The sequence below is a fragment of the Bacteroidota bacterium genome (genome assembly GCA_034439655.1).
Taxonomy (GTDB): Bacteria; Bacteroidota; Bacteroidia; order UKL13-3; family UKL13-3; genus CANJUD01.
Genome location: JAWXAU010000111.1, coordinates 1 through 21395, shown reverse-complemented (window position 1 = coordinate 21395; position 21395 = coordinate 1). Strand labels below are relative to the sequence as shown.

Sequence of the window (21395 nt, the reverse complement as noted above, 5' to 3'; positions counted from 1 at the left end):
AACTGTTTCATACCACCATAAGTGAGTGCTTAAGGTTGCTTTTATCAGGATTTATTTTTTGTCAAAACTAAGGGTTTTCAATCACAAATATCAAAAGGCCTTATAATATTATTTGCCCGTGGCTAGTTCTCAATTCTCAATTAAAGATTGCCCCCAATCAGCCCCCTTGAGTTTATTCTTCAAATCATTTGTCAGCTACTTACCTCTTTTACTTACCCCTAAAATTCATAACTTTGCCCCCATGAAATCTCTCCCCTTCCTATATTTCCTATTTATAACTGCGATAATTCATGCAGCCCCAGGCGATACCACCCATGTGCAGTTTCATAACAAAATAGATATGAACGCTTATGGTAATTACGATTTTAAAGGTGCATTTCCCAGTACAGGAAAATCGTGGAACAAAATCATGATGAAATATACGATGGGCTGCTCATCAACTGGTTGCTCGGGTTGGGACTACACCACCCATATACAATATCTGCAACTCACCGGAGTCTTGGACTCCAACATTGCCAGCATCGATACCCTGCTGCAAGATACCACTTGGAACGTTTACCCTGTAATTGAAAAATACGAACTGGCCAGGGTCATCACCCCTTATGGCACTTATATGAATGCGGGCAGCAATGGCTACACCAATAACTGGCGATTGCCCCACTGGTACGATGTTACCGATTTTGCTTCCATCCTCCACGACTCGGCCATACTCAGAGCCTTTTACTCGGGTTGGAGCAGTGGATTTAGTGTTACTTTAGATTTTTATTTTATTGAAGGCACTCCGTCACGCCCTGTATTGGCCCTGCAAAACCTGTGGGGTAAAGGAGGTGATAGCTATGGTTATAACAGTGCCTCTTTCGAAAAAAATGTGATGTTCGAAAAGAAAGCCTACATATTACCCGCCACAAAATTAGCCAAAGTTACCTTTGTTCCCTCAGGCCATGGCTTCGATAATAGCTTGAATGCAGCCGAGTTTTATGATGAGCCTTTCGATGTAAAAGTAAACAATGTCAAAATAGCTACCAATCATATATGGAATAACCAATGCGGGCAGAACCCAGTGTTTCCCCAAGGCGGCACTTGGATATATAATAGGGCTAACTGGTGCCCTGGCAGCAAGGTAGGCGAATTCTCGTACGAGGTAGGTAAGCATTTAAAAGTCGATACAAATGCCTTTGACATAGACTTCGAACCTTATAGCACTAGCGGCAACCAGGGGCCAAGCTACACCATTAGTTCCATGCTGTTCCAGTATGGCGATTATCAATACAGCAATGAAGCATCTATAGAAGATATTATCTCCCCTAGCAAAGACTCCAGTTATATCAGGCTCAATCCTATTTGCTCCAATCCCGTAATTGTAATTAAAAACTATGGCAAAGACGATCTTTCCACCTTGCAAATTAGTTATGGGTTAATAGGAAATACAAAGCAAGTATACCATTGGAGCGGGAAGCTTAAATTTGGAGAAAGCCAAAAAGTGAGCCTACCCATGCTCAATTGGGTGGGTGCTTCCAAAACCAGCGTGTTCGAAGTAACCATTGATAAGCCCAATGGCAAGGCCGATGAACTCATGTATAATAATACCAAAATCTCTGGATTGTTATTGACACAAAAACTGGATAACAAACTGATAGTATGGTTAAGAACGAATAATAGCCCTACTGAGAATTCTTACAATTTTAAAGATGGAGATGGTAAAGTACTGTTTAGCAGATCAGGATTTGCAGCAGCTACGCTTTATAAAGATACCTTTACCTTGCCTGATGGTTGTATAAGTTTTGAATTGCATGATGATGGTGGCAATGGCATTGACTGGTGGGCTAATAAGCAAACTGCTGGCAGTGGCTACTGTTGGATAAGAAACCTGTCAGGCACTTTTACCAAAAAGATAAATCCCGATTTTGGAAACGCAATAGTATATAGATTTAATACTACTTATGGCTTGCCCGTAGAGGAGCAAAATGCAAATGATTTGAGTTTTTATTTATATCCCAATCCGGCAAAGAACTATTTTGTAATTGATGCGGAAAATGCCAATAAAACTATACAAGTGCAGGTATTCGACCTTACTGGAAAGTTAATTACTGCGGCACCATGCACAGGCACAAAAACCATTAATACAGAAGGTTGGGCCGAGGGATTATATTTTGTGAGGATAGAGAACGAAGGTTCTGTGACTACCTATAAAGTAGTGGTTGAGTAATCGTTTAACTTTTCAAAAGTTCCAAACTTTTGGAAAGTTAAACAGCGACTTCACTAAATTGTTAAAATACAAAAAGCCCGGACTTTTGGTCAGGGCTATATCTTTTAGAAGTAATGCTTGATTACTTGTTTTGGTAGCGTTTGCGGAATTTATCAATTCTTCCTGCGGTGTCAATCAAGTTCGATTTGCCAGTGAAGAAGGGGTGACTCTTGTCTGAAATCTCCAATTTGAACAAAGGGTATTCGTTGCCGTCTTCCCATTTAATAGTTTCTTTAGTATCAACACCTGAGCGGGTGATGAACGAATAATCGCACGACATATCTTTAAATACTACAAGTCTGTAATTATCGGGGTGAATTCCTTTTTTCATTTCGTTGTTTAATTTTTTGGGAGTGCAAAAGTAAGCCATATTCTCAAATATTCCCAAGTTTTTTCTGAAAGTTTTTCAATAACCTTGCAAAAAGTTTCTTAGCTTCGTATCTCTAAATGCTCCATTTTTGTCGTAAAAATAATCCTTAAGCAAATGAATACTTCCATTATGCACCACCAGCAAGTTGAACAAAAGCTGAACCGACTTGCCTGGCAGGTTTACGAAAAGAACACCGAAGAACCCGTTATTCTATTGGCAGGTATTGCCCAGCGTGGTTATGCCATAGCACAAAGGTTGGAAAGTTACTTGGCTTCCATTTCCAATATAAAAATAGAATTGCTCAAGATAACTGTTGACAAAGAGAAGCCATCAAACGAAACTACCATACTCGACAAAGATATCGCCACATTAAGCAATAGCCCTGTGGTGGTGGTTGACGATGTGCTTAACTCGGGCCGGACTTTGGTATTTGCTCTCACGCCTTTTATTAAAAACAAACATCCACAAATCAGTACTTTGGTATTGGTAGACCGCAACCACAGGCGTTTCCCCATGCATGCCGATTTTGTGGGCATGTCGCTAGCTACTACCATGCAAGAGCATGTGGAAGTGACTTTTGAAAATGGAAAGTTTGAGGTGTTTTTGCAATAGTTTAAAGTAGCAAGAATAAAGTACGATGCGATAACGATTAGTACAAAACGACCAATATGAAATTAAGGCATATACCTAATATTTTATCGGCTTATAGGTTGGTGGCTTTGCCTTTTATTAGTTTTGCCATATATAATGGTTTCAGAGATTGGTTTTTTCCTTTGTTATTCATCAATTTGGGAACTGATATTTTAGATGGTTTTTTGGCCCGTCGTTTTAAATGGGAAACCGATTTTGGTGCTAGGCTTGATTCCATAGCTGATATAGGAACTTATATAATGGCTTTTTGGGGTATGATTACCTTGGAGTATGCTTTTGTGAGTAGCCATAGCTTTTCTTTTATCATTATTATTGGCATGTATTTGTTGCCGCAGCTTTTATCATTTGCACGCTTTAGAAAATTTCCTAGTTTTCATTTATACTCCAATAAGGTTACAGGATATGTGCAAGGATTTTTCATGTTGTTTTATTATATGCAGTGGAGCATAGAAACGTATTTCATTTTTATGTTTTGGATAAGCTGTCTAGCATATATTGAAGAGTTTTTGATAGCCTTATTTATACCTGCTATGCGTTCTAATTTGAAAGGGATATATTGGATGCTTAAGGAGGATGGAAAAATCGTGTAGCCCATGTACAATGCAGTTTTTCAGATATTGATTATCTTCTTTGGGTTAAGTTTATTCCCTGTTTTTTATATTATATTTTTCAAACAAAATGGGAATACCTCTTTGCTCAAAAAATATATATTGTATTTGGTACTAGCTTTCGGGTCAATATATATAATAGAATTTGGTTATGCTTTATATTGGGCTTTGGTAATCGCCCTTGTAGGCTTTTTTGAAGTATTGAAACATTTAAGATTATATAATAAGAATAAACTAATACCCATTATTATATACCTACTATTTGCGTTAAATTTTGTAGTCGTCAATTATATATATTTGAATGAAAATAACCTGCGTGAGGGTATGTTATATGTATATGCTTTGGTGTTGGTTTTTGATGGTATGTCGCAACTGGGCGGGCAAATATTTGGGAGACGAAAATTAACATCACAATTAAGTCCCAATAAAACTTTAGAGGGTTTAATTACAGGCATTGTTTTTTGTTATCTGGCAAATATGGCAATCTACTTACAGGGTGACGTAGTATTCGTAAAATTTATATATTGGATAGCCCCCATGCTTATTAGTATTGCTGCATTAAGTGGCGATTTATTGGCTTCGTATTATAAAAGAGTTTGTGGCATTAAAGATTATAGCAACCTATTGCCAGGGCATGGCGGCATCCTCGACCGTTACGACGGAGTGATAGGGGCATCGGTTGTAGTATGGATATTGAATTTTGCACAATAAGAAAGTAATTTCTTATTAATTAAAGGCCCCAACGCCTTATAGTTTGTCCTTTATCTGTTACTTTTGACAATTGAAATTATGAGGTGGGGGAAACATATAATATTGCCAGTTCTATTGCTGCTGCGATTGACCGTTATATTTGCAAGCGAGCCCATATTACGGCACTACACCTCGCAAATGGGGTTGGCAAACCTGGTGGTTTACCATTCTATGCAAGACTCAAAAGGTTTTATTTGGTTTTGTACCGAGACAGGAGTTAACCGTTTCGATGGGCAGAATTTTGAATCGTACTCCACCAACGATGGCCTTGCCGATAATGAAAACTTTGAAAGCTATGAAGATAGTAAAGGTCGTATTTGGTTCATGAGTTTAACAGGGAAACTAAGCTATTATTATAAAGGAAGTTTTTATAATGAACATAACACCCCAAGCCTAAAGTATAATGCAGACGGTTCGCTATTGTTCAATTGTGCTGAAGATTCGGTTGGCAGAATGTGGTTTTCTACCAATAGTGGAATGGTGTTTTGTTACGATGGAAAGAAAACCAGCGAACTGATAACATCTAAGGATGCAGTTTCGGGTCGACCTGTATTTTTCAAGTATGCCAAAACCTTGATGGTATTGCAGCTTAAGGCAATTACTGCTGGAGACAAAAAACAATTGTACGGCAAAAATATATATACAGGCACAGACTTAATTTTACCAGGCCAGAACAATAAAGTTGGGTCATTATCTGCCTTGTTTTCACATTATTCACAATCAGGGCTTACAGAATCCTATATGCTCTGTCAGTGGTATAAGCTTTTCAAAATAGAGAATGGGCGTGAACACAATATAGAAATACCCAATAGCGATAGAATGCAGTCATTTATGATTGATGGTAAAGATCTGTGGTTCGGTGGAGAAAAGAAAGGACTTTTATTGGTTCAAAATTTCGAAAATTCAAAATTATGGAAAATACAGAATCTGCTTGCCGATAAAACCATTAACCATATATTAAAAGACCACGAAAACAATATATGGATAGCCACTCATGGTAATGGCATATATATGTTGCCTTCGTTTGCCCGCGAGGTTATTTCATTGAACGATGTCGAAATTCTTTCTGCTGGCGGCATTAGTTGCATGGAGCCCACCGGGAATGCAAGTGAAATACTTGTGGGATATCACAATGGTGACTTAAGGGTGATTAAAGATTTAAAAAGTGTTCAAAAATACAGTCTGGCACACGATGGAATCAACCGTATTAATGATTTAAGAAAACTTAGCGATGTTGAATATCTGATAGGTACCGATAAAGGATTATATAAATTGAACACCAGTACTTCAATCATTTCAAAAGTGGATTTACAAGGACTGGTATCTTTCAAATCGTTTGATAGATCCAATAAGGATGAAATTATATTCTCAATAAATGGACGTATTATCAAAAAGAAAGGAAATGGATATGCGACCATGCTTCAATCGGAAGATAATAGCGGTCGGATTGTGTCACTTGCCGCTACCGATGGGAATAACTTGTACTTTGGCAACTCTTATGGATTGATGAAATTGCATGGCATAGTTGACACATTGGTGCAAAAAGATGACAACAACCAATACAGTTATAAATCATTATTATATACCAATAAAGTGTTATGGGCAGGTACTAATGGCAATGGACTTTTTTTGTTAAAAGATGATATATTCATCAAGAAATTTGATTTAAAAGACGGGCTAACCGGAAGAATTTGTAACCATATATCTGCCGGCCCAGACAATACAGTATGGGTAGCAACTAACGATGGGATAACCGTATTTAGTGGCATTACGCTAAATATATTGAGACGTATAACGATTCAAGATGGATTATTGAATAATGATATAAAGGATATTGTATTTTCCGATGGTAAGGCATATATAGGTACGGCATTAGGCATAAGTGTATTCCCACAAAATTTTGTTTCAACCGACCTGCCACCACAGATTCATTATACCAAAGTGCTTGTAGGTGCCGAAAAAGTATATAATGACCCCGAAGAAATATCATATCAATATTTCAATGGCTTTGTTAGAATATTATATGCTGGAATATCCTATATATCTCCCCAAGAGGTATTGTATTCTTATAGGTTTTCAAAAGATTCCACCTGGGTGCAAACCAATGCCAAAGAACTAACTTTTTTCGATTTGCAACCTGGCAATTACACCCTTTTAGTAAGAGCCATGAAACCCAATAGTGGATGGAGTAACGCAGCATTGTTACAAATTATTGTTACACCTTTGTTTTATCAAGCAATATGGTTTAAGGCAATTCTTGTTTTGATATTTATTGCAGGTATATGGTATTATTTGGATCGTCGCACCAAAGCTATCAGAAAAAAAGAAGCAAATAAATTAGAGCAACTGCGGTTAGTGGCTAACCTCGAAGCACAAGCACTGAGCAGCCAATTGAATCCTCATTTTATTTTTAACTCGCTAAAAACCTTGCAACATTATATAGAAAACCAGGGCGAAGAGAAGGGAATGGACTATCTTAAGGAGTTTTCATTATTGATGGAGCAGGTATTAAAACAGGCTAAACAAAATTATATAAAGTTAGCCGACGAACTTGTGTTTATTAAAAGGTATATGGATATGGAAAAAGTGCGTTTCGATAGCCATTTTGAATATGATATAAAACCGCCTATAGGTTATGATGCAAAGCAAATTCAGCTCCCTCCCATGTTGCTGCAACCCATGTTGGAGAATGCTTTTAAGCATGCATTTGAAATAGACTATATAGCACCCACCATGCAAGTTACAATAGATATAGATAAGAACTTTATACATTGCAAAATTGAGGACAACGGCTTAGGTATTGACACAACCAGGCAAAGAGAAAAACCGCCGAGATATACCCACACTGCCATGCAAGTGGCTGCTAACCGACTTGAGTTAATGACAACATCCGATGGCAGTAAAGGGACGATAGAAATAATAGACAAAAGTAACTTAAATAATCTTTCAACAGGCACTATAGTAATATTACATATACCCTTAACCCTTGAACAATAATTTCTCTAATATGTTAATTTTAGAACTGTGGCTTTCGCATTTTTTGCAAAAAAGAAAAATCTAATTTGCAAATTCTGAGAAAAATGATGCACTTTGCACATTCAAATTTGCCCCAAAAAATAACGGCAACCATGCAACAAAAAGTACCCTTCAAAAACCTGCACCATTTATTTCGCAATGCGGCTTATCATATCCATAATCCACAGCACCCTTATATGTTTCGCAAAGAGCAAGATGAATTTAAACCAATAACTTATGCGGCTGTTGAAGAAAAATTAAACGCAGTGTCGGCACAAATGCTGGTACATGGAATGCAGAAAGGAGATAGAGTTGCTTTCTTTATGGAGAATTGCCCCGAGTATTTTATGATTGACCAAGGTTTGCAACAAATAGGATTGGTGAATGCGTCTATCTATCCCACCCTTGCTGAACATGAAGCCGCATTTGTATATAATGATTCGGGGGCTCAAATAATATTTGTGGGAAGTCCGTTTCTGTTGAAGAAAGTAGCGAAGATGTCACCTACCATCAATATATTAAAACTGGTAATCACTTTATTCGATGATCCTAAAAAAATATGGGACGATGCTCGTGTGATTAGTTGGAAAGATTTTACCGCCCAAGGCAATATATTATATCCACAATACAAAGAAAAAATAGAAGAACTATATAATAGGGTAGGTCTCGAAGATTTGGCCACACTCATATATACATCAGGCACCACTGGCAATCCCAAAGGAGCTATGCTCACACACGGAAATTTTATTCATAATGCCCAAAGTGGACTCAAACTTATGTCGGCTTTTGATGAGGGAGAGAAATTTCTTTCTTTCTTGCCGCTATGCCATGTGTATGAAAGGTGTGTTACCTATTATATAGGAATGTACAAAGGAGCACAAGTTGCGTTTGCGGAAAGCATAGAAAAAATAGCCACCAATATTGCAGAAGTACACCCCACTATTATAGCCACCGTACCCCGACTGATGGAGAAGGTGGAAGAAAAAGTAAAGAAAACTATAGAAAGAGAAGGCGGGCTCAAGGCAAAAATATTTAATTGGGCTATAACAAAAGGCAAAGCACGATACCATTTACACATTCAAGGAAAAAAACCGGGTATACTTTTATCCATGCAACTTGCCATTGCAGAGCGATTGGTATTTAATAAAATAAAACAAAGATTAGGTGGTCGCATCAAATTTATTGTATCGGGCGGGGCCGCACTGCCCGTGCATGTGGCTGAGTTTTTTGCAGCTATCGGAATTAAAATATTAGAAGGTTTTGGTCTTACAGAAACATCGCCGTTTATAGCCGTTAACGAATATGAAAGACAGATTATTGGCACGGTGGGCAGAGTAGGCCCAGGCCAAGAAGTAGCCATCCAAAACCCCGATACAGGCGAGATGTATACCTTACAAACTTATGATAGTTTTCGCCCTGAATATGAAAGCCCCGAAGGTGAAATACTGATGCGTGGCCCTAACCTAATGAAAGGTTACTGGAACCAACCCGAAGAAACTGCAAAAGTGATTGACAAAGATGGCTGGTTTCACACAGGCGATATAGGCAAGTTCCAGTGGGGCAATCTTAAAATTACCGACCGACTCAAAAACATTATCGTAAACTCATTTGGTAAAAACATATTCCCTACCCAAGTAGAGAATGCTTACTTGCAAAGCCGTCGCATAGAGCAAATATTTATTATTGGCGACAAACGCGATTACCTCACAGCTATTATTATACCCAGCAAAGACGAACTGAAAGAAGCCTTTGGCAAAGACGAAGCCTACTTTACCAACGACGACAAATGGATTACCGAACCCGAAATACTAAACTGGATAAAAGCCGAAACCAATAAATATGCGGTGGGCTTAGCCAAGTTCGAACGCATTAAAAACTTCATCGTCAAACGCAACCCCTTTAGTATAGACGATGGCGAGATGACTCCCAAAATGAGTGTGAAACGCAAAGTAGTGGAGAAGAAATTTGCCGAGGAGATTGATGCAATGTATAAAGATGATGTGGAGGAGGAGTAATTACGAGTGACGAATTGCAGTGTTAGCGTCATGCCGTTCGCCACGGCGTATATTTCGGCATCTCTTGGCAATATAAAATCTGTGAAATCATTTAATCCGCCTTTCGCCGTGGCGAACCTGATTCAGAAAAAAGAGGATTTTATTCGTAGTATTCTATGGTACGTTCTATAATAGAATATTTATTCCCATTTACAAAAGTAGTGGTGTTTATTAAATTACCAAATTTATCATATTTGTATTTGTAAATGCTTGTTTTTGCATTCGAAAACTGATACCCATCTCCCCAGATTAAGTTACTATTATCATCATAAGTATTGGTAATTTTATAATTACTATTACTGTCTTTATAAGCAGAGAATGATTCAACAAGTCTATTCAATTTATCATATTCATAGCTATGCTTTCCTAACAAAACTTTATTCTTGAATAAACATTCTTCAATTATGTTGTTAAATGTATCATATTTGTATGTGTCCTTATGGAAACTGTTAGTGTCTGTATCATACCCCCATTTGACAATAAGCCTCTCTTTGTAATCATATTGGTATCTATCACTTACAACTAAATATCCTGATTTATTATAACAATACCAACCCGTTTCGTTACCACGAAAATCATAAGTACTTATTTCTTTCCTATATACACTATCCTTAGGTGTGTAATAATTCCAAATTGTCTTCAATCCACTATCAGTAATCACAACTTTTAAATTAAGATTCTAAATTGCCCAATGAATCATACTGCTGCTTTCCAATCCAATTATCAAAGCTATCATAAATTAAGACAACCCTATATATTGTAACGCCATCGTATCGTATACCTGTTTCACCCGTTCTTAATCATTTTGTATTATAAGTATATATTCTAGTGCTTGTCCATTCCTGTTTGATACCTGTATCGTTTTCGGTATAATAAATTGTTTCCCTGAAACTTTTAATTTTACCTTTAAGTTTATAGTGCTCCACATCGTTCTTATGCTTCTTCCCTTGAGCGAAAGCCACCTGCACCCCCCCCCAAAAAACAATAACAAAAAAGGAAGTTAGTTCATTGGGCAAACTTAATAAGGAATTGCGAAAATTAATACCATTGTCTGAACCACAGATTTGAAGGATTACGCTGATGGCACGGATTACATGACTGTCCATATCTGTGAAATCCGCCAATTCGCCTTTCGTCACGGCGAAAGTGATTCAGACTGATAGGCACTTAAGCTAACTCATTCCCAAATTTCTTAACACCCCCAAAACTTTCCCTTAACAAGTAGATAATTTGTTTAGCTTTTCTCATTTTATTTTGCCTTAACTTTGCAGTGAATGCTGGAACTAATTCTATTCGGAGTATTTGCGTACCTCATTGGGTCTATACCCACTGCGGTGTGGGTGGCCAAGGGCTTCTACGAGATTGATATTCGTGAATATGGTAGCGGCAATGCCGGGGCTACAAACACTTTTAGGGTATTGGGCACAGGGCCTGGCATAGTAGTATTGCTTATTGATATGCTTAAAGGTTGTGCCGCTGCAGGCTTGGTTTATTTGCAGCATGAAATCACTTGGGTCGATTCGTTTCATTGGGTCAATCTGAAACTTATATATGGAGGATTGGCCGTGCTAGGGCATTTGTATCCGATATTTGCCAATTTCCGCGGGGGAAAAGGCATTGCTACTTTGTTCGGTGTGATAGTAGCCATACATTATTTGCCGGCATTGGCTTGTGCTGCTGTATTCCTTACCATACTTTTGTCAACAAGGTATGTATCCTTGAGCAGCATTACTGCCGCAATCTCCTTTCCTATACTCACTATTGTGGTATTCCAAAAAGACAATCCATACTTTATAGCCTTCGGTATATGTGCCGCAGTATTGGTACTTTTCACCCATCAAAAAAACATCAAACGCTTACTTTTGGGTAACGAAAGCAAAGCCAATATTTACCGTAAAAGAAGAAACCGCAATGCAATACGATAACCTAGAACAATATGAAATGCTCACTATGACCGACTTGGGTTGGAACGTAGTGGTGCACAACGACGATGTGAACACGTTTCAATGGGTGATTGAATGCTTGGTTGATGTTTGCCAACACACGCCAATTCAAGCCGAGCAATGTGCTTGGATTATCCACCACAAAGGCAAAACATCAGTAAAAAGTGGCGATATAGAAAAGATGCAAAGCATAGCAACCGCACTTTGCGATAGCGGCCTCTCGGCCACTTTGGAGGAAGCAGTAGAAGCTTAATATATTGCATGAAACTGAAATACCTTTTTAGTCCTTCCTTTTACCAATTTATTTTCCTAAGGCTTCGCAATGGTTACGACCAATATTTATTGGTACAACAACTCATTGCCAAAAGCCAATCGTGCCGAATTGCTAATGACATTAAATTGGTGGGCGTGCAAAACATAAACTTGGGCCTGGGGTGCAAAATAGATAAACATACTTACCTAAATGCAGGCGGTATTGAGCAATACGGGCACGATGGTTCCATTATATTAGAAGATGAAATAATTATAGCCCACGGTACCATGTTATACGCAGGTGGGGGTATAATAAAAATAGGTAAACGCAGCAGGGTAGGCATTGGCTGTATGATAACCGCCATGCACGAAGACCCACATATAAACCCAGATGTAGCAACCTCACAACACACACATGTATTTGAGGAAGTTATTATAGGACAGTGCTGTTTAATTGCAGGCGGAGCTATTATACTCGGGGGTACCGAATTGGGCGATAATTGCATAGTAGGTGCTGGTGCTGTGGTTAAAGGCAAATACCCAAACAATACTACTTTGGTGGGTAATCCTGCAAGGGCAATTCCTCGTTTAGGCTTTGATAAAAAAGAATAATCAGAAACTGCCCGTGGTTATATGTTCACACCAGCCACCCATAACAAAACTGCCATTTATCATTTTTATAAGAACCCAAAGTCTTTAATTTTGTAGCCGAATATGCAATGCAACGTGGGAGATATAGTATTGAAAGCCGTTTCACAAATTTTTAGTGAATACCAAATGCCGACAAACGAAATGCAAGCCGATACTTTAATATATGGTGAGCGAGGTGGTATTAATTCCTTAGCTTTGGTAAGACTTATTGTAGATTTGGAAGAAATGATAGAAATGGAGCTAGACGTATCAATAACCATTGCTGATGAGAAAGTATTAAGCATGAAACACTCACCTTTTGCTACCGTAGGAAGTTTAACAGAATTTGTGGACGGATTGGTCCAAGCCAATTAACCTCAAGTTTTTTCAAAAAGGCGGCCTATTTTTGCAGCAACAAATGCGTAAGCAACAAACTATTTTTAGCCAGGAACGAAAGCAAGTTGCTCTGCTTGTAGACCCTGATAAGGCAGCACCGAGACAGTTGGATGTGTTGGCTTTGCATGCCAATCAAAGTCAAGTTGATTTAATATTGGTGGGAGGCAGTTTACTTGTGAATGGAAATATGGAAAGTTGTATTGGGCACTTAAAAAGTGTTACCGATATTCCAGTTGTGATATTTCCAGGAAACAGTATGCAAGTGATTCCGCAAGCTGATGCAATTTTATTTCTTTCGCTTATCTCGGGCAGGAACGCTGAATTTTTAATCGGTCATCATGTGGTTGCTGCACCTGCCATAAAGCAATCGGGCATTAATTGTATTCCCACAGGCTATATGTTGGTAGGGGCGAATGGAACCTCGGTGCAATACATGAGCAATAGCCACCCCATACCCGCCACCAAATCTGATATAGCTATGGTTACGGCAATGGCGGGCGAAATGCTCGGTATGCAATTAATATATATGGATGCAGGTAGCGGAGCGGTTAATCCAATTTCAGCCCAAATGATTCAACAAGTTAAATCGGCTATAGAGATACCTTTAATAATAGGAGGTGGAATTAGAACCTCCGACCAAGCACAAATAGCTTTTGAGGCAGGTGCCGATTGCATAGTGGTGGGCACGGTTGCCGAACAGAATCCAAATGTGTTGGTGGAGATTTCTGAAATAAAGCAATTGATAAACCGCAGCCTCGTTAAAAACTAGAGGTGTTCAACTTCAATAAGCCTCGAATCTTCACATTTAAAAATTTGGCCATTAAATTTTTGCACTATTCTATAATCGTGCGTGGCAAGCAATACCGCTGTACCTTCATCACTAATATCGTGCAGCAGTTTCATAATCTCGTCTGCCATCTCGGGGTCTAGGTTTGCAGTGGGCTCGTCAGCCAAAATCAATTCGGGTTTGTTCAAAAGGGCACGGGCTATTACCACCCTTTGCTGCTCACCGCCAGATAGCTCATGCGGCATCTTGTAATATTTGGTACCCAGACCCACCAAGTCAAGCACTTCTCGAGTTCTGTTTTTAATTACTTGTTTGTCAGTCCATCCCGTGGCTTGCAAAACAAATTCAAGATTGTCGAATACAGTTCTATCGGTTAATAATTGAAAATCTTGAAACACGATACCTAACTTTCTCCTTAAATAAGGGATTTCTGAATCATTCAAGCTACCCATCTCAAAGCCCGCAACAGAAACTTTACCGCTTGATACAGGCAATGCCGCATAAAGCGTTTTGAGTAAACTGCTTTTACCGCTACCAGTTTTACCTACCAAATAATTAAAAGTTCCAGGCATTATTTCTAGATTTACTTGGTCTAAAACCAAGTTTTTCCCTTGAAAAATTGAAACATCCAGCAAAGAAACGACCATATTTAATGTTAAATAATTTTTAAGTGTGCAAATTTATGGACTCTACTTTTCCAAAGGGCAACTGGTGGGCAATTTCTATGATTTTGTCAGTAAATTTCTGAAGTCCGCATTTGTCTAGGGCTCTCTCTGGCCGGTCAATTCTAAAATATGCAATTAAGGTGAAACTTTGGTCCCTAAGCTGAATATAGTCGGGGATTTTACCCTTCCCTTTTACCTTTAATAGATAGTACATTGATAAAAAATTAAAAAAAGTTTTTATGATTAGAAAATCTGCTCTACTTTTGCCGAAATTGTTTTAACGACAATCAAACTGCCAACAAATATACTAATTATGAAGTTTTTCAACAACAAAATTCTATTCGGAACTTTAGCCGCCTCTTTATTAGTCACTGCATGTGACCCAATTAAGAAGATGAGCAAGAAAATTAAATGCGAGAATTTCAAACCTGCTCCTGAAGTAATGGAAGTAAGGGGAGACAGCTTTGAAGTAGGTTTCACCTGTAAGATGCCCCCCGGTTCTGTTTACAAAAAGGGAGTTATTAAATTCGAACCCGTATTGATGTACGGAAACAACGAGGAAAAAGTGTTACAAACGTATGTGGTTCGTGGACCTAGTGCTAAAGAAAATGCTGATATTACTATCGATGATAAAGGGGCTACCTTTACTTACAAGACCAAGGTTTTGTATGAGCCAATTATGAGAAATTGTACTTTGGTTGTCATACCCAACTTAAAGGTTAAAAATTATGAAGATGTCTTGGACAAATGTTTAGAATTGCCCAAATGCACACTTACTTGGGGTATTAAATACATTGCCGACAGTTTCAATACTGAAGAAGAGGTATCAATACCTACTGCCACTAACCATGGACCAGAAATGAAAAGAAAAGCAACTATTTACTACATAGTTGACACTTGGGACTTTAAACCAAAATTTATTTTGGGCGGGCCAAAAATTAGTAACCCTAGTGAACTTAAGCAATTTGTATCTTACCTTGCCGATAAGACTTCATTTGCCTTGACAGGATTAACACTTAATTCATCAGCATCGCCTGACGGTACTTATAAGCGTAATACTTTATTGGCACGTAACCGTGATATCACCATCTATAATTTTGTGAGAAAAGAATTAAAGCGACTTGGTTATGCTGAAGTGAGTGATTCGTTATTTTCTACACGCATTAAAACCACTGAGGAAATGGATGGCTTGAAGGAAGCTTTGGAAGCGTCTACTTTGAAAGACAAACAATTTTTCTTGGATATTATCAATTCTTCTGATATGCCTGATGTAAAAGAGCGTAAAATGCGTGAAGAGTTTGATAGAGGTAAAGGCCCAGGTGTAACTTACCCAAATAAAAACAAACAACATTGGACTTCATACCGCTACATTTTAGATAATATCATGCCGCGTCTTCGTCGTTCAGAAGTAACTGTAACGGGTGAAAAAGGTGTCCGTTCATGGGCCGAAATCAAAGACAAATCCGAAAATCAAAATTTCGATAGCTTAAATTCAAGCGAAGTGCTTCGTTATGGTTACCAGATTGAGGACATGAAGCAAAAGGAAAAAGCATATCGCTTTTATATCAACAAATGGCCTGATGACTGGGCAGGATATAATAACTTAGGTGCTATATTAATTATGCAACGGAAGTATGCCGATGCAAAACAACAATTAGACAAAGCACTTTCGTTGAGCAAGGAACATGGAGAGGTTTACAATAACTTAGGTATTTGTAACCGCAATATGAGACAGTACGACAAAGCCGAAGAAAATTACAGACAAGCTAAAGCCCGTGGTATCAATACAGGACAAAACATGGGGATTTTAAGCATGGTAAGAGGAAACTATACAGAGGCTATCTCAAATTTCAAAACCGCTGATAAAACTTGTCAATACAATATGGCTCTTAGCTATACCATGAATGGTGAGTATGATAATGCACAGAAATCAGTAGACTGTATGGAGCCAAAATCTAAAACAGCCCCTACCTATTATTTGAAAGCTGTTATTGCTGCACGTGCCAATAAACTGGATGAATTAACTACCAATCTAGCCAAAGCAATTTCTATTGATTCTAAAATGAGAGCTAAAGCGTCTGAAGATAAAGAATTTGAAGCTTATAGAAGCAGACCTGAATTCCAAAAACTAATGAATAAGTAATTATTGCAATTACCCCATATAAAAAAGCCAGATTGCAAAATCTGGCTTTTTTTATTATATATGCCAGTCAATTGCAGGCGGCCTATTTATAGCCAAATAGGTATTTGCTTGGCTGAAATGCTTACAGCCCATAAATCCATTGTATGCAGAGAATGGGGAAGGGTGAGCTGCTTTCAAAACCAAATGTTTTTTCTTGTCAATTAGTAGCTCTTTGCTTTGGGCAAACTTACCCCACAGCATAAATACTACGTTTTCATTTGTGGTTGAAATTGTTTCAATTACTTTATCAGTAAAGGTTTGCCATCCAATTTGTGAATGAGAAGCAGGCTCATTTGCCTTAACACTTAGTATTGAATTGAGAAGAAAAACACCTTGCTTGGCCCAAGAACTTAAATTTCCATTATTCCTATTGATTGCAATCCCCAAATCGCTCTCAATTTCTTTATAAATATTGACCAATGATGGAGGTGGTGCAATTCCATTGCTTACCGAAAAACATAAGCCATTTGCCTGCCCAACTCCATGATATGGATCTTGCCCAATAATGACTACTTTAATATTATGAATTGGTGTATTTTCAAAAGCTGAAAATATTTGATTTGAACGAGGGTAGATTGTTTTCCCTCCCTGTTTTTCTGTCAATAATATATTTTTTATTTGTTGAAAATATGGTTTGTCAAACTCCCCGATGAGTAGTTTTTTCCAGCTTTCTTCTAACGGTATTTTAGCCATTTTATACAAGTTCCATAGTGGTGCGGAAGGACACTTGCTTATCGCCAAAAAGCCTTTGCGTTTCGTGCCGCAGCCCAGGGCCATATTCACCCTGATAATGTTTTAGAGTCGGCATATCTACACAATAATACTGCACTACATAGGTAATACCATCACTTTCATCAACAAACAAACGGTACATTTTATGGTCGAGGAAACAGCCCGTACCCATCACGGCAGGTAAATGTATTTCTTTCATCCAGTCGAACCATTCGTCATGGATATCGATATCTATTTTTATGGAAACATTGTAAAGTATCATGCAGCAAAATTATATGAATTACTCACCCTACGCACAAAAAATTCGTTTTTATGAAAATGTGTTTTTGACGAAGTTATTTGACACAAATATATAATTTGCACTACGCCGATATAGGGGACTGATTTGTCTATTAATAAGCAGCAAGCGGCAGAGAGATGCAAGCAAAAAAACCGTCTTGAAATTTTATTTTCAAGACGGTTTTAAACTTTTTGTTTGCTCTTATGCTTTTATGGTTTATTAACCTTATTGCCTTGCAGGGTAACGGCACCTATGCGTGTTAGTGCTCTTCCAGTGAGTGTAGCACCTGTATTTAGTGAAATAGATTGGTCGGCCAAAATATTACCATAAAAAATGGATGTGGTACCTAAAGTTGCAGAAGAACCAACCGCCCAAAAAATGTTTTTGGCTTGTGCACCACCGCTCAATATAACTTTAGTGCCCGATGATGTTGTAAGTGTAGAACCCATCTTAAATATAAATATTGCGTTTGCGTTTCCTTTTGCATCTAAGGTAACATTTCCTGCCGATAACATAACAGAAGTTGAATTTGAATAAAGTCCAGGATATAAGGTAAGCCCACTTAAGTCACCAGGTAGGCTAACCGCCCCTGTCGACCGCCCCTGTGCATCATTGTACGCTGTTGTTAAATCTAATTTAGCTTGGTCGGCTGTAGGGTTGGCTGCATGTATATCGCCATTTACTTTGCCCGGTGGAAAACCGTTTACCGTGCCGGTTGGGCTAGTTCCGAGGTCACCATTAATAATTGTATTTCCTATATTGGTAACGCCAGCACCTGCAAGGATTGTAAAGTCGCCAGCAGATCTAAGATTTACAGTTGCTAAGCCAGCCACAGTGCCTGTTGTGAAACTCCAATTGTAATTATTAGCAAGTGAATTTGATGCAACATCCTTTACGCCACTTGTTAAAGTGGCATTATAGGTAGTGTTAGCTGTGAGGTTAGCTGTTGGATTGTAATATGCGATACCACCAGCATAGCTTATAGCTCCAGGAATAATATTATTTCCCTGTTTAAGCAAGAATGTATTTGAGTTGATGGTTAAGGGGTCCATAGATTTACTAAAGTTGGCAGAAATTATTTTGCTAATTTCAACCCCCGCTGCACCACTACTTGGAGCTGTTGATGTCACTGTTGGGGCAATAACATCCAATGCTTTTCCTGTAGTAAAGCTCCAGGTATATAAACTTGGAAGTGGCACGCCCGATATGTCCTTCACCCCAGTGGTAACAGTGGCAATATAGGTTTCATTCGCTGGCAAGTTGGTATATGGAATAAAAGTAGCCGATGTGCCACTGTAACTAACTATTCCTGCTATGGAGATGTTTCCGTGTTTTACCCTAAATGTGGTAGCATTTATTGTGGAAGGATTCATTGAGTTATTAAAGTTAGCGATAATTTTAGTATTGAGAACAATATCGGTAGACCCATGTGCAGGGTATGTTGATATTACCATGGGAGGCTTCGCACTTGCAGTATTACCTGTTGTGAAACTCCATATAAAGTTAGCTGCCAATGCCGTACCTGTTGCATTTTTGGAGCCAGTGGTAATAGTTCCTGTATATAAAGTGTTTGCCGTGAGAAAGCTTGCGGGCACAAAAGTAGCAGTATTGCCTGAATAGGTAATAGTCCCTAAAACTTGAGTTGCCCCACGTTTCAACACAAAAGTAGTAGTGTTAATTGTTGAAGCATCCATTACCTCACTAAAAGTAATATTAATCACTTTGCTTACTGCTATGTTGCTTGCCGCATTTAGGGGGTCAGCGTGAAGCACCGTTGGGGTTTTGGTTGTTGTTATTACTTTGACAGGTTCTTTTTTACATTGTGATAAAAGAAATGTAAGCAGTATCAATAGAAGCCCGCTTGCTTTTAGCAACCCTGAATTGGAATTACTCTTTCTGGTTTTTTTATTTTGCTTTGTGGTCATGATTTTGGTATAAATGATTTTTATGTAATTAAGCTACAAAGTTGGGCATGTTCAAGATTTTGCATGTTACACATCTCTTTATATATATTACATAAATCACGGTAGAAAAATAAAAAAAAAGCTACACAATATTGTGCAACCTTTTTGTTTCGGTATACGGGAATCCTTGAAAAACCGTTTTTTGGGACAGCTAAGGTTTTAGCTTAACCCCGTGGTAATCTTAAAGATTTCAGATTTCATTAAAGAAAATCATTTTATCAAATCTTTGTAAGTTATTCTTACAAGTGAAATTGTGAGTGACAATAGGTGATATTTTGGGTTAAGATTTGATGCTAAGAATTCTAAATTATCAACATCCGTATTTGACTCAGCATCTTTCTGGTTTGTGATTCCAACCATTTATCCACATTTTTTTCAATGTGAGATAATTTGGCAAAGTGATTTTATGCTGCCCATTAGAAATCTCAGGCTACTTGTTAGAAATTTGCCCAATTTGATTTTCATATACTTATTTTACCTATATTTTTGCTGTCCCTTAAAATAACAATTTACAAAAGACGATGAAGTCATTTAAAATTAAAACCCTAGTACTCCTCTCATTTATCCTGCTATTTGGCAAGGACATGATAGCACAAACCGTGACCCAAGATTGCGACTCCGCTGCTGTTACTATTGGTAATAGTAGTATTCGGTATTGGGGAGTTAGATACAATTATCCACATGCTGGAGTATCTACAGTTTTTTATACTGTAAAATCTGGTAAAAAACCTGCTATTAGTCACGTAGTATTTGGTCTAAATACCTGCATATCTCCAATAAAGATGGGAGTATGGTCGGGTTATGATAGTACTACATGGTCTTACTATTCATTGGCGTCTATTTCGCAAGACCCGACAACGGGATCGGTAGGGTTAAAGTTTGATTATGATTTCAATGATGACGAATCAAGAAATTATTTCATTGTTGTTAATGGTAATTATTCGATTGTAAAAGATTCTTTTTCGATGAAAGGTGGACAAAAATTAAACTATGCTCAATTATGTATGCCTTCTTGCAGCACAGTCGTATATACGATTAGCGGGAACGTATACAACGACACGAACGGACTTCGTGACAACACTGTCAATGGAGCTGGCATCAATAGGCCGAGCACCACTCAGGTATATGCTAATCTTTTGAACGCAAGTAACAATGTTGTAGCCACGGTAGCAGTAGCAACCGGCGGCACGTATACTTTCACGGGCCTTAACCCTGCATCTTACACAGTGCAGTTGAGCAGCACACAGGGTACCGTGGGCTCTGCAGCTCCGGCTACTTCTCTGCCCGCAAACTGGGTGAACACGGGTGAGTTCTTGGGAACCACCAGCGGTATTGACGGGACGGTTGATGGAAAACTATCGGTTACTTTGTCTTTTTCCCATGTCACTAATGCCAACTTCGGCATCGAGCAGAGACCTTTCGCGAGCTCTACCACAGCTAGTAGCCAAGTGAACCCGGGCGGCACTACAAGCGTGACCGTGGCCGCAAGCCTGTTCGCTCCTTTCGACACATCAGGCAGGGTCGACACCATAAAAATCACCTCTTTCCCAACCAATGCGACAAGCATTACCATCAACGGTACGAACTATACCTCGGGTAGCTTTCCTGCAGCAGGTATAAAGATACCAACGAACACCAGTGGTCAGCCCACACAGGGCATCACCATCGACCCAGTTAACGGTGCTGTTACCTCAAGGATATCGTTCACTCCTTATGACAACGCAGGCTTCCCAAGTTTGAACGGCGGTTATGTAGACCTGCCTTTCACGCTAATCACTATCAGTGGTACTTTGTATGACGATGGCAATGGACTACGCGACAATACGGTGAACGGTACAGGCATTGGCTCACCCTCATCGACCCAGATGTAT

Annotated in this window: 20 protein-coding genes; 13 read left to right on the top strand and 7 right to left on the bottom strand. The window is 38.6% G+C overall.

The window, feature by feature from the left end; translation table 11 throughout:
* Window positions 1–241 precede the first annotated feature (241 nt).
* Window positions 242–2206, top strand: coding sequence for a peptide-N-glycosidase F-related protein (locus SGJ10_07825; GenBank protein ID MDZ4758029.1), 1965 nt, complete (start codon window positions 242–244; stop codon window positions 2204–2206).
* Window positions 2207–2327: 121 nt separating this feature from the next.
* Here SGJ10_07825 and SGJ10_07820 read toward each other — a convergent pair whose 3' ends face one another.
* The gene (locus SGJ10_07820) at window positions 2328–2576 is read right to left on the bottom strand and encodes a type B 50S ribosomal protein L31 (GenBank protein ID MDZ4758028.1); all 249 of its coding nucleotides are present in this window, start codon (window positions 2574–2576) and stop codon (window positions 2328–2330) included.
* A 153-nt stretch (window positions 2577–2729) separates the two neighbouring features.
* Between SGJ10_07820 and SGJ10_07815 the strand changes: the two genes are divergently transcribed.
* The 5 genes from SGJ10_07815 (at window position 2730) to SGJ10_07795 (ending at window position 9654) form a co-directional block, all read left to right on the top strand.
* Window positions 2730–3227, top strand: a complete 498-nt coding sequence (locus SGJ10_07815; GenBank protein ID MDZ4758027.1) for a phosphoribosyltransferase family protein — start codon at window positions 2730–2732, stop codon at window positions 3225–3227.
* Window positions 3228–3283: 56 nt separating this feature from the next.
* The gene (locus SGJ10_07810) at window positions 3284–3856 is read left to right on the top strand and encodes a CDP-alcohol phosphatidyltransferase family protein (GenBank protein MDZ4758026.1); all 573 of its coding nucleotides are present in this window, start codon (window positions 3284–3286) and stop codon (window positions 3854–3856) included.
* Between the two features lie 27 nt (window positions 3857–3883).
* Window positions 3884–4585 carry a phosphatidate cytidylyltransferase gene (locus SGJ10_07805; protein ID MDZ4758025.1) on the top strand — a complete coding sequence of 234 codons (702 nt, stop codon included), beginning with the start codon at window positions 3884–3886 and terminating at the stop codon, window positions 4583–4585.
* A 210-nt stretch (window positions 4586–4795) separates the two neighbouring features.
* Entirely contained in the window at window positions 4796–7621 is a 2826-nt protein-coding gene (locus SGJ10_07800; GenBank protein ID MDZ4758024.1) for a histidine kinase, read from the top strand.
* Between the two features lie 83 nt (window positions 7622–7704).
* Window positions 7705–9654: a long-chain fatty acid--CoA ligase gene (locus SGJ10_07795; protein MDZ4758023.1), complete on the top strand. Its 1950-nt coding sequence runs from the start codon at window positions 7705–7707 to the stop codon at window positions 9652–9654.
* Between the two features lie 139 nt (window positions 9655–9793).
* Here the strand turns inward: SGJ10_07795 and SGJ10_07790 are convergent, their stop codons facing one another.
* Window positions 9794–10354, bottom strand: a complete 561-nt coding sequence (locus SGJ10_07790) for a hypothetical protein (protein ID MDZ4758022.1) — start codon at window positions 10352–10354, stop codon at window positions 9794–9796.
* Between the two features lie 139 nt (window positions 10355–10493).
* Window positions 10494–10832, bottom strand: a complete 339-nt coding sequence (locus tag SGJ10_07785) for a hypothetical protein (GenBank protein MDZ4758021.1) — start codon at window positions 10830–10832, stop codon at window positions 10494–10496.
* A 135-nt stretch (window positions 10833–10967) separates the two neighbouring features.
* Between SGJ10_07785 and plsY the strand changes: the two genes are divergently transcribed.
* From plsY to SGJ10_07760, 5 genes are all read left to right on the top strand, one after another.
* Complete coding sequence (gene plsY / locus SGJ10_07780) at window positions 10968–11618, top strand: glycerol-3-phosphate 1-O-acyltransferase PlsY (protein MDZ4758020.1); 651 nt, start codon at window positions 10968–10970, stop codon at window positions 11616–11618.
* The gene (locus SGJ10_07775; protein ID MDZ4758019.1) at window positions 11605–11889 is read left to right on the top strand and encodes an ATP-dependent Clp protease adaptor ClpS; all 285 of its coding nucleotides are present in this window, start codon (window positions 11605–11607) and stop codon (window positions 11887–11889) included. Before plsY ends, SGJ10_07775 begins: the two co-directional genes overlap by 14 nt.
* An 8-nt stretch (window positions 11890–11897) precedes the next feature.
* On the top strand, window positions 11898–12500 hold the full coding sequence (locus tag SGJ10_07770) for an acyltransferase (GenBank protein MDZ4758018.1): 603 nt from the start codon (window positions 11898–11900) through the stop codon (window positions 12498–12500).
* Between the two features lie 102 nt (window positions 12501–12602).
* Window positions 12603–12893, top strand: coding sequence for a hypothetical protein (locus tag SGJ10_07765; protein ID MDZ4758017.1), 291 nt, complete (start codon window positions 12603–12605; stop codon window positions 12891–12893).
* 43 nt (window positions 12894–12936) lie between these two features.
* Window positions 12937–13683: a geranylgeranylglyceryl/heptaprenylglyceryl phosphate synthase gene (locus SGJ10_07760; GenBank protein ID MDZ4758016.1), complete on the top strand. Its 747-nt coding sequence runs from the start codon at window positions 12937–12939 to the stop codon at window positions 13681–13683.
* Here the strand turns inward: SGJ10_07760 and SGJ10_07755 are convergent.
* Window positions 13680–14348, bottom strand: coding sequence for an ATP-binding cassette domain-containing protein (locus SGJ10_07755; protein ID MDZ4758015.1), 669 nt, complete (start codon window positions 14346–14348; stop codon window positions 13680–13682). The genes SGJ10_07760 and SGJ10_07755 overlap by 4 nt on opposite strands.
* 412 nt (window positions 14349–14760) lie before the next feature.
* Between SGJ10_07755 and SGJ10_07750 the strand changes: the two genes are divergently transcribed.
* Window positions 14761–16509 carry a tetratricopeptide repeat protein gene (locus SGJ10_07750; protein MDZ4758014.1) on the top strand — a complete coding sequence of 583 codons (1749 nt, stop codon included), beginning with the start codon at window positions 14761–14763 and terminating at the stop codon, window positions 16507–16509.
* A gap of 54 nt (window positions 16510–16563) precedes the next feature.
* Here the strand turns inward: SGJ10_07750 and ung are convergent, their stop codons facing one another.
* From ung to SGJ10_07735, 3 genes are all read right to left on the bottom strand, one after another.
* Window positions 16564–17241 carry a uracil-DNA glycosylase gene (gene ung, locus SGJ10_07745; GenBank protein MDZ4758013.1) on the bottom strand — a complete coding sequence of 226 codons (678 nt, stop codon included), beginning with the start codon at window positions 17239–17241 and terminating at the stop codon, window positions 16564–16566.
* Window position 17242: 1 nt separating this feature from the next.
* Window positions 17243–17542 (bottom strand): DUF4286 family protein, encoded by a 300-nt coding sequence (locus tag SGJ10_07740; GenBank protein MDZ4758012.1) that lies wholly within the window; start codon window positions 17540–17542, stop codon window positions 17243–17245.
* A gap of 227 nt (window positions 17543–17769) precedes the next feature.
* Window positions 17770–19485: an ice-binding family protein gene (locus SGJ10_07735; GenBank protein MDZ4758011.1), complete on the bottom strand. Its 1716-nt coding sequence runs from the start codon at window positions 19483–19485 to the stop codon at window positions 17770–17772.
* Window positions 19486–20045: 560 nt separating this feature from the next.
* On the opposite strand from SGJ10_07735, the gene SGJ10_07730 reads away from it, so the two are divergent.
* Window positions 20046–21395 (top strand): hypothetical protein (locus SGJ10_07730; protein ID MDZ4758010.1); only part of this gene is annotated, 1350 nt, incomplete at its 3' end.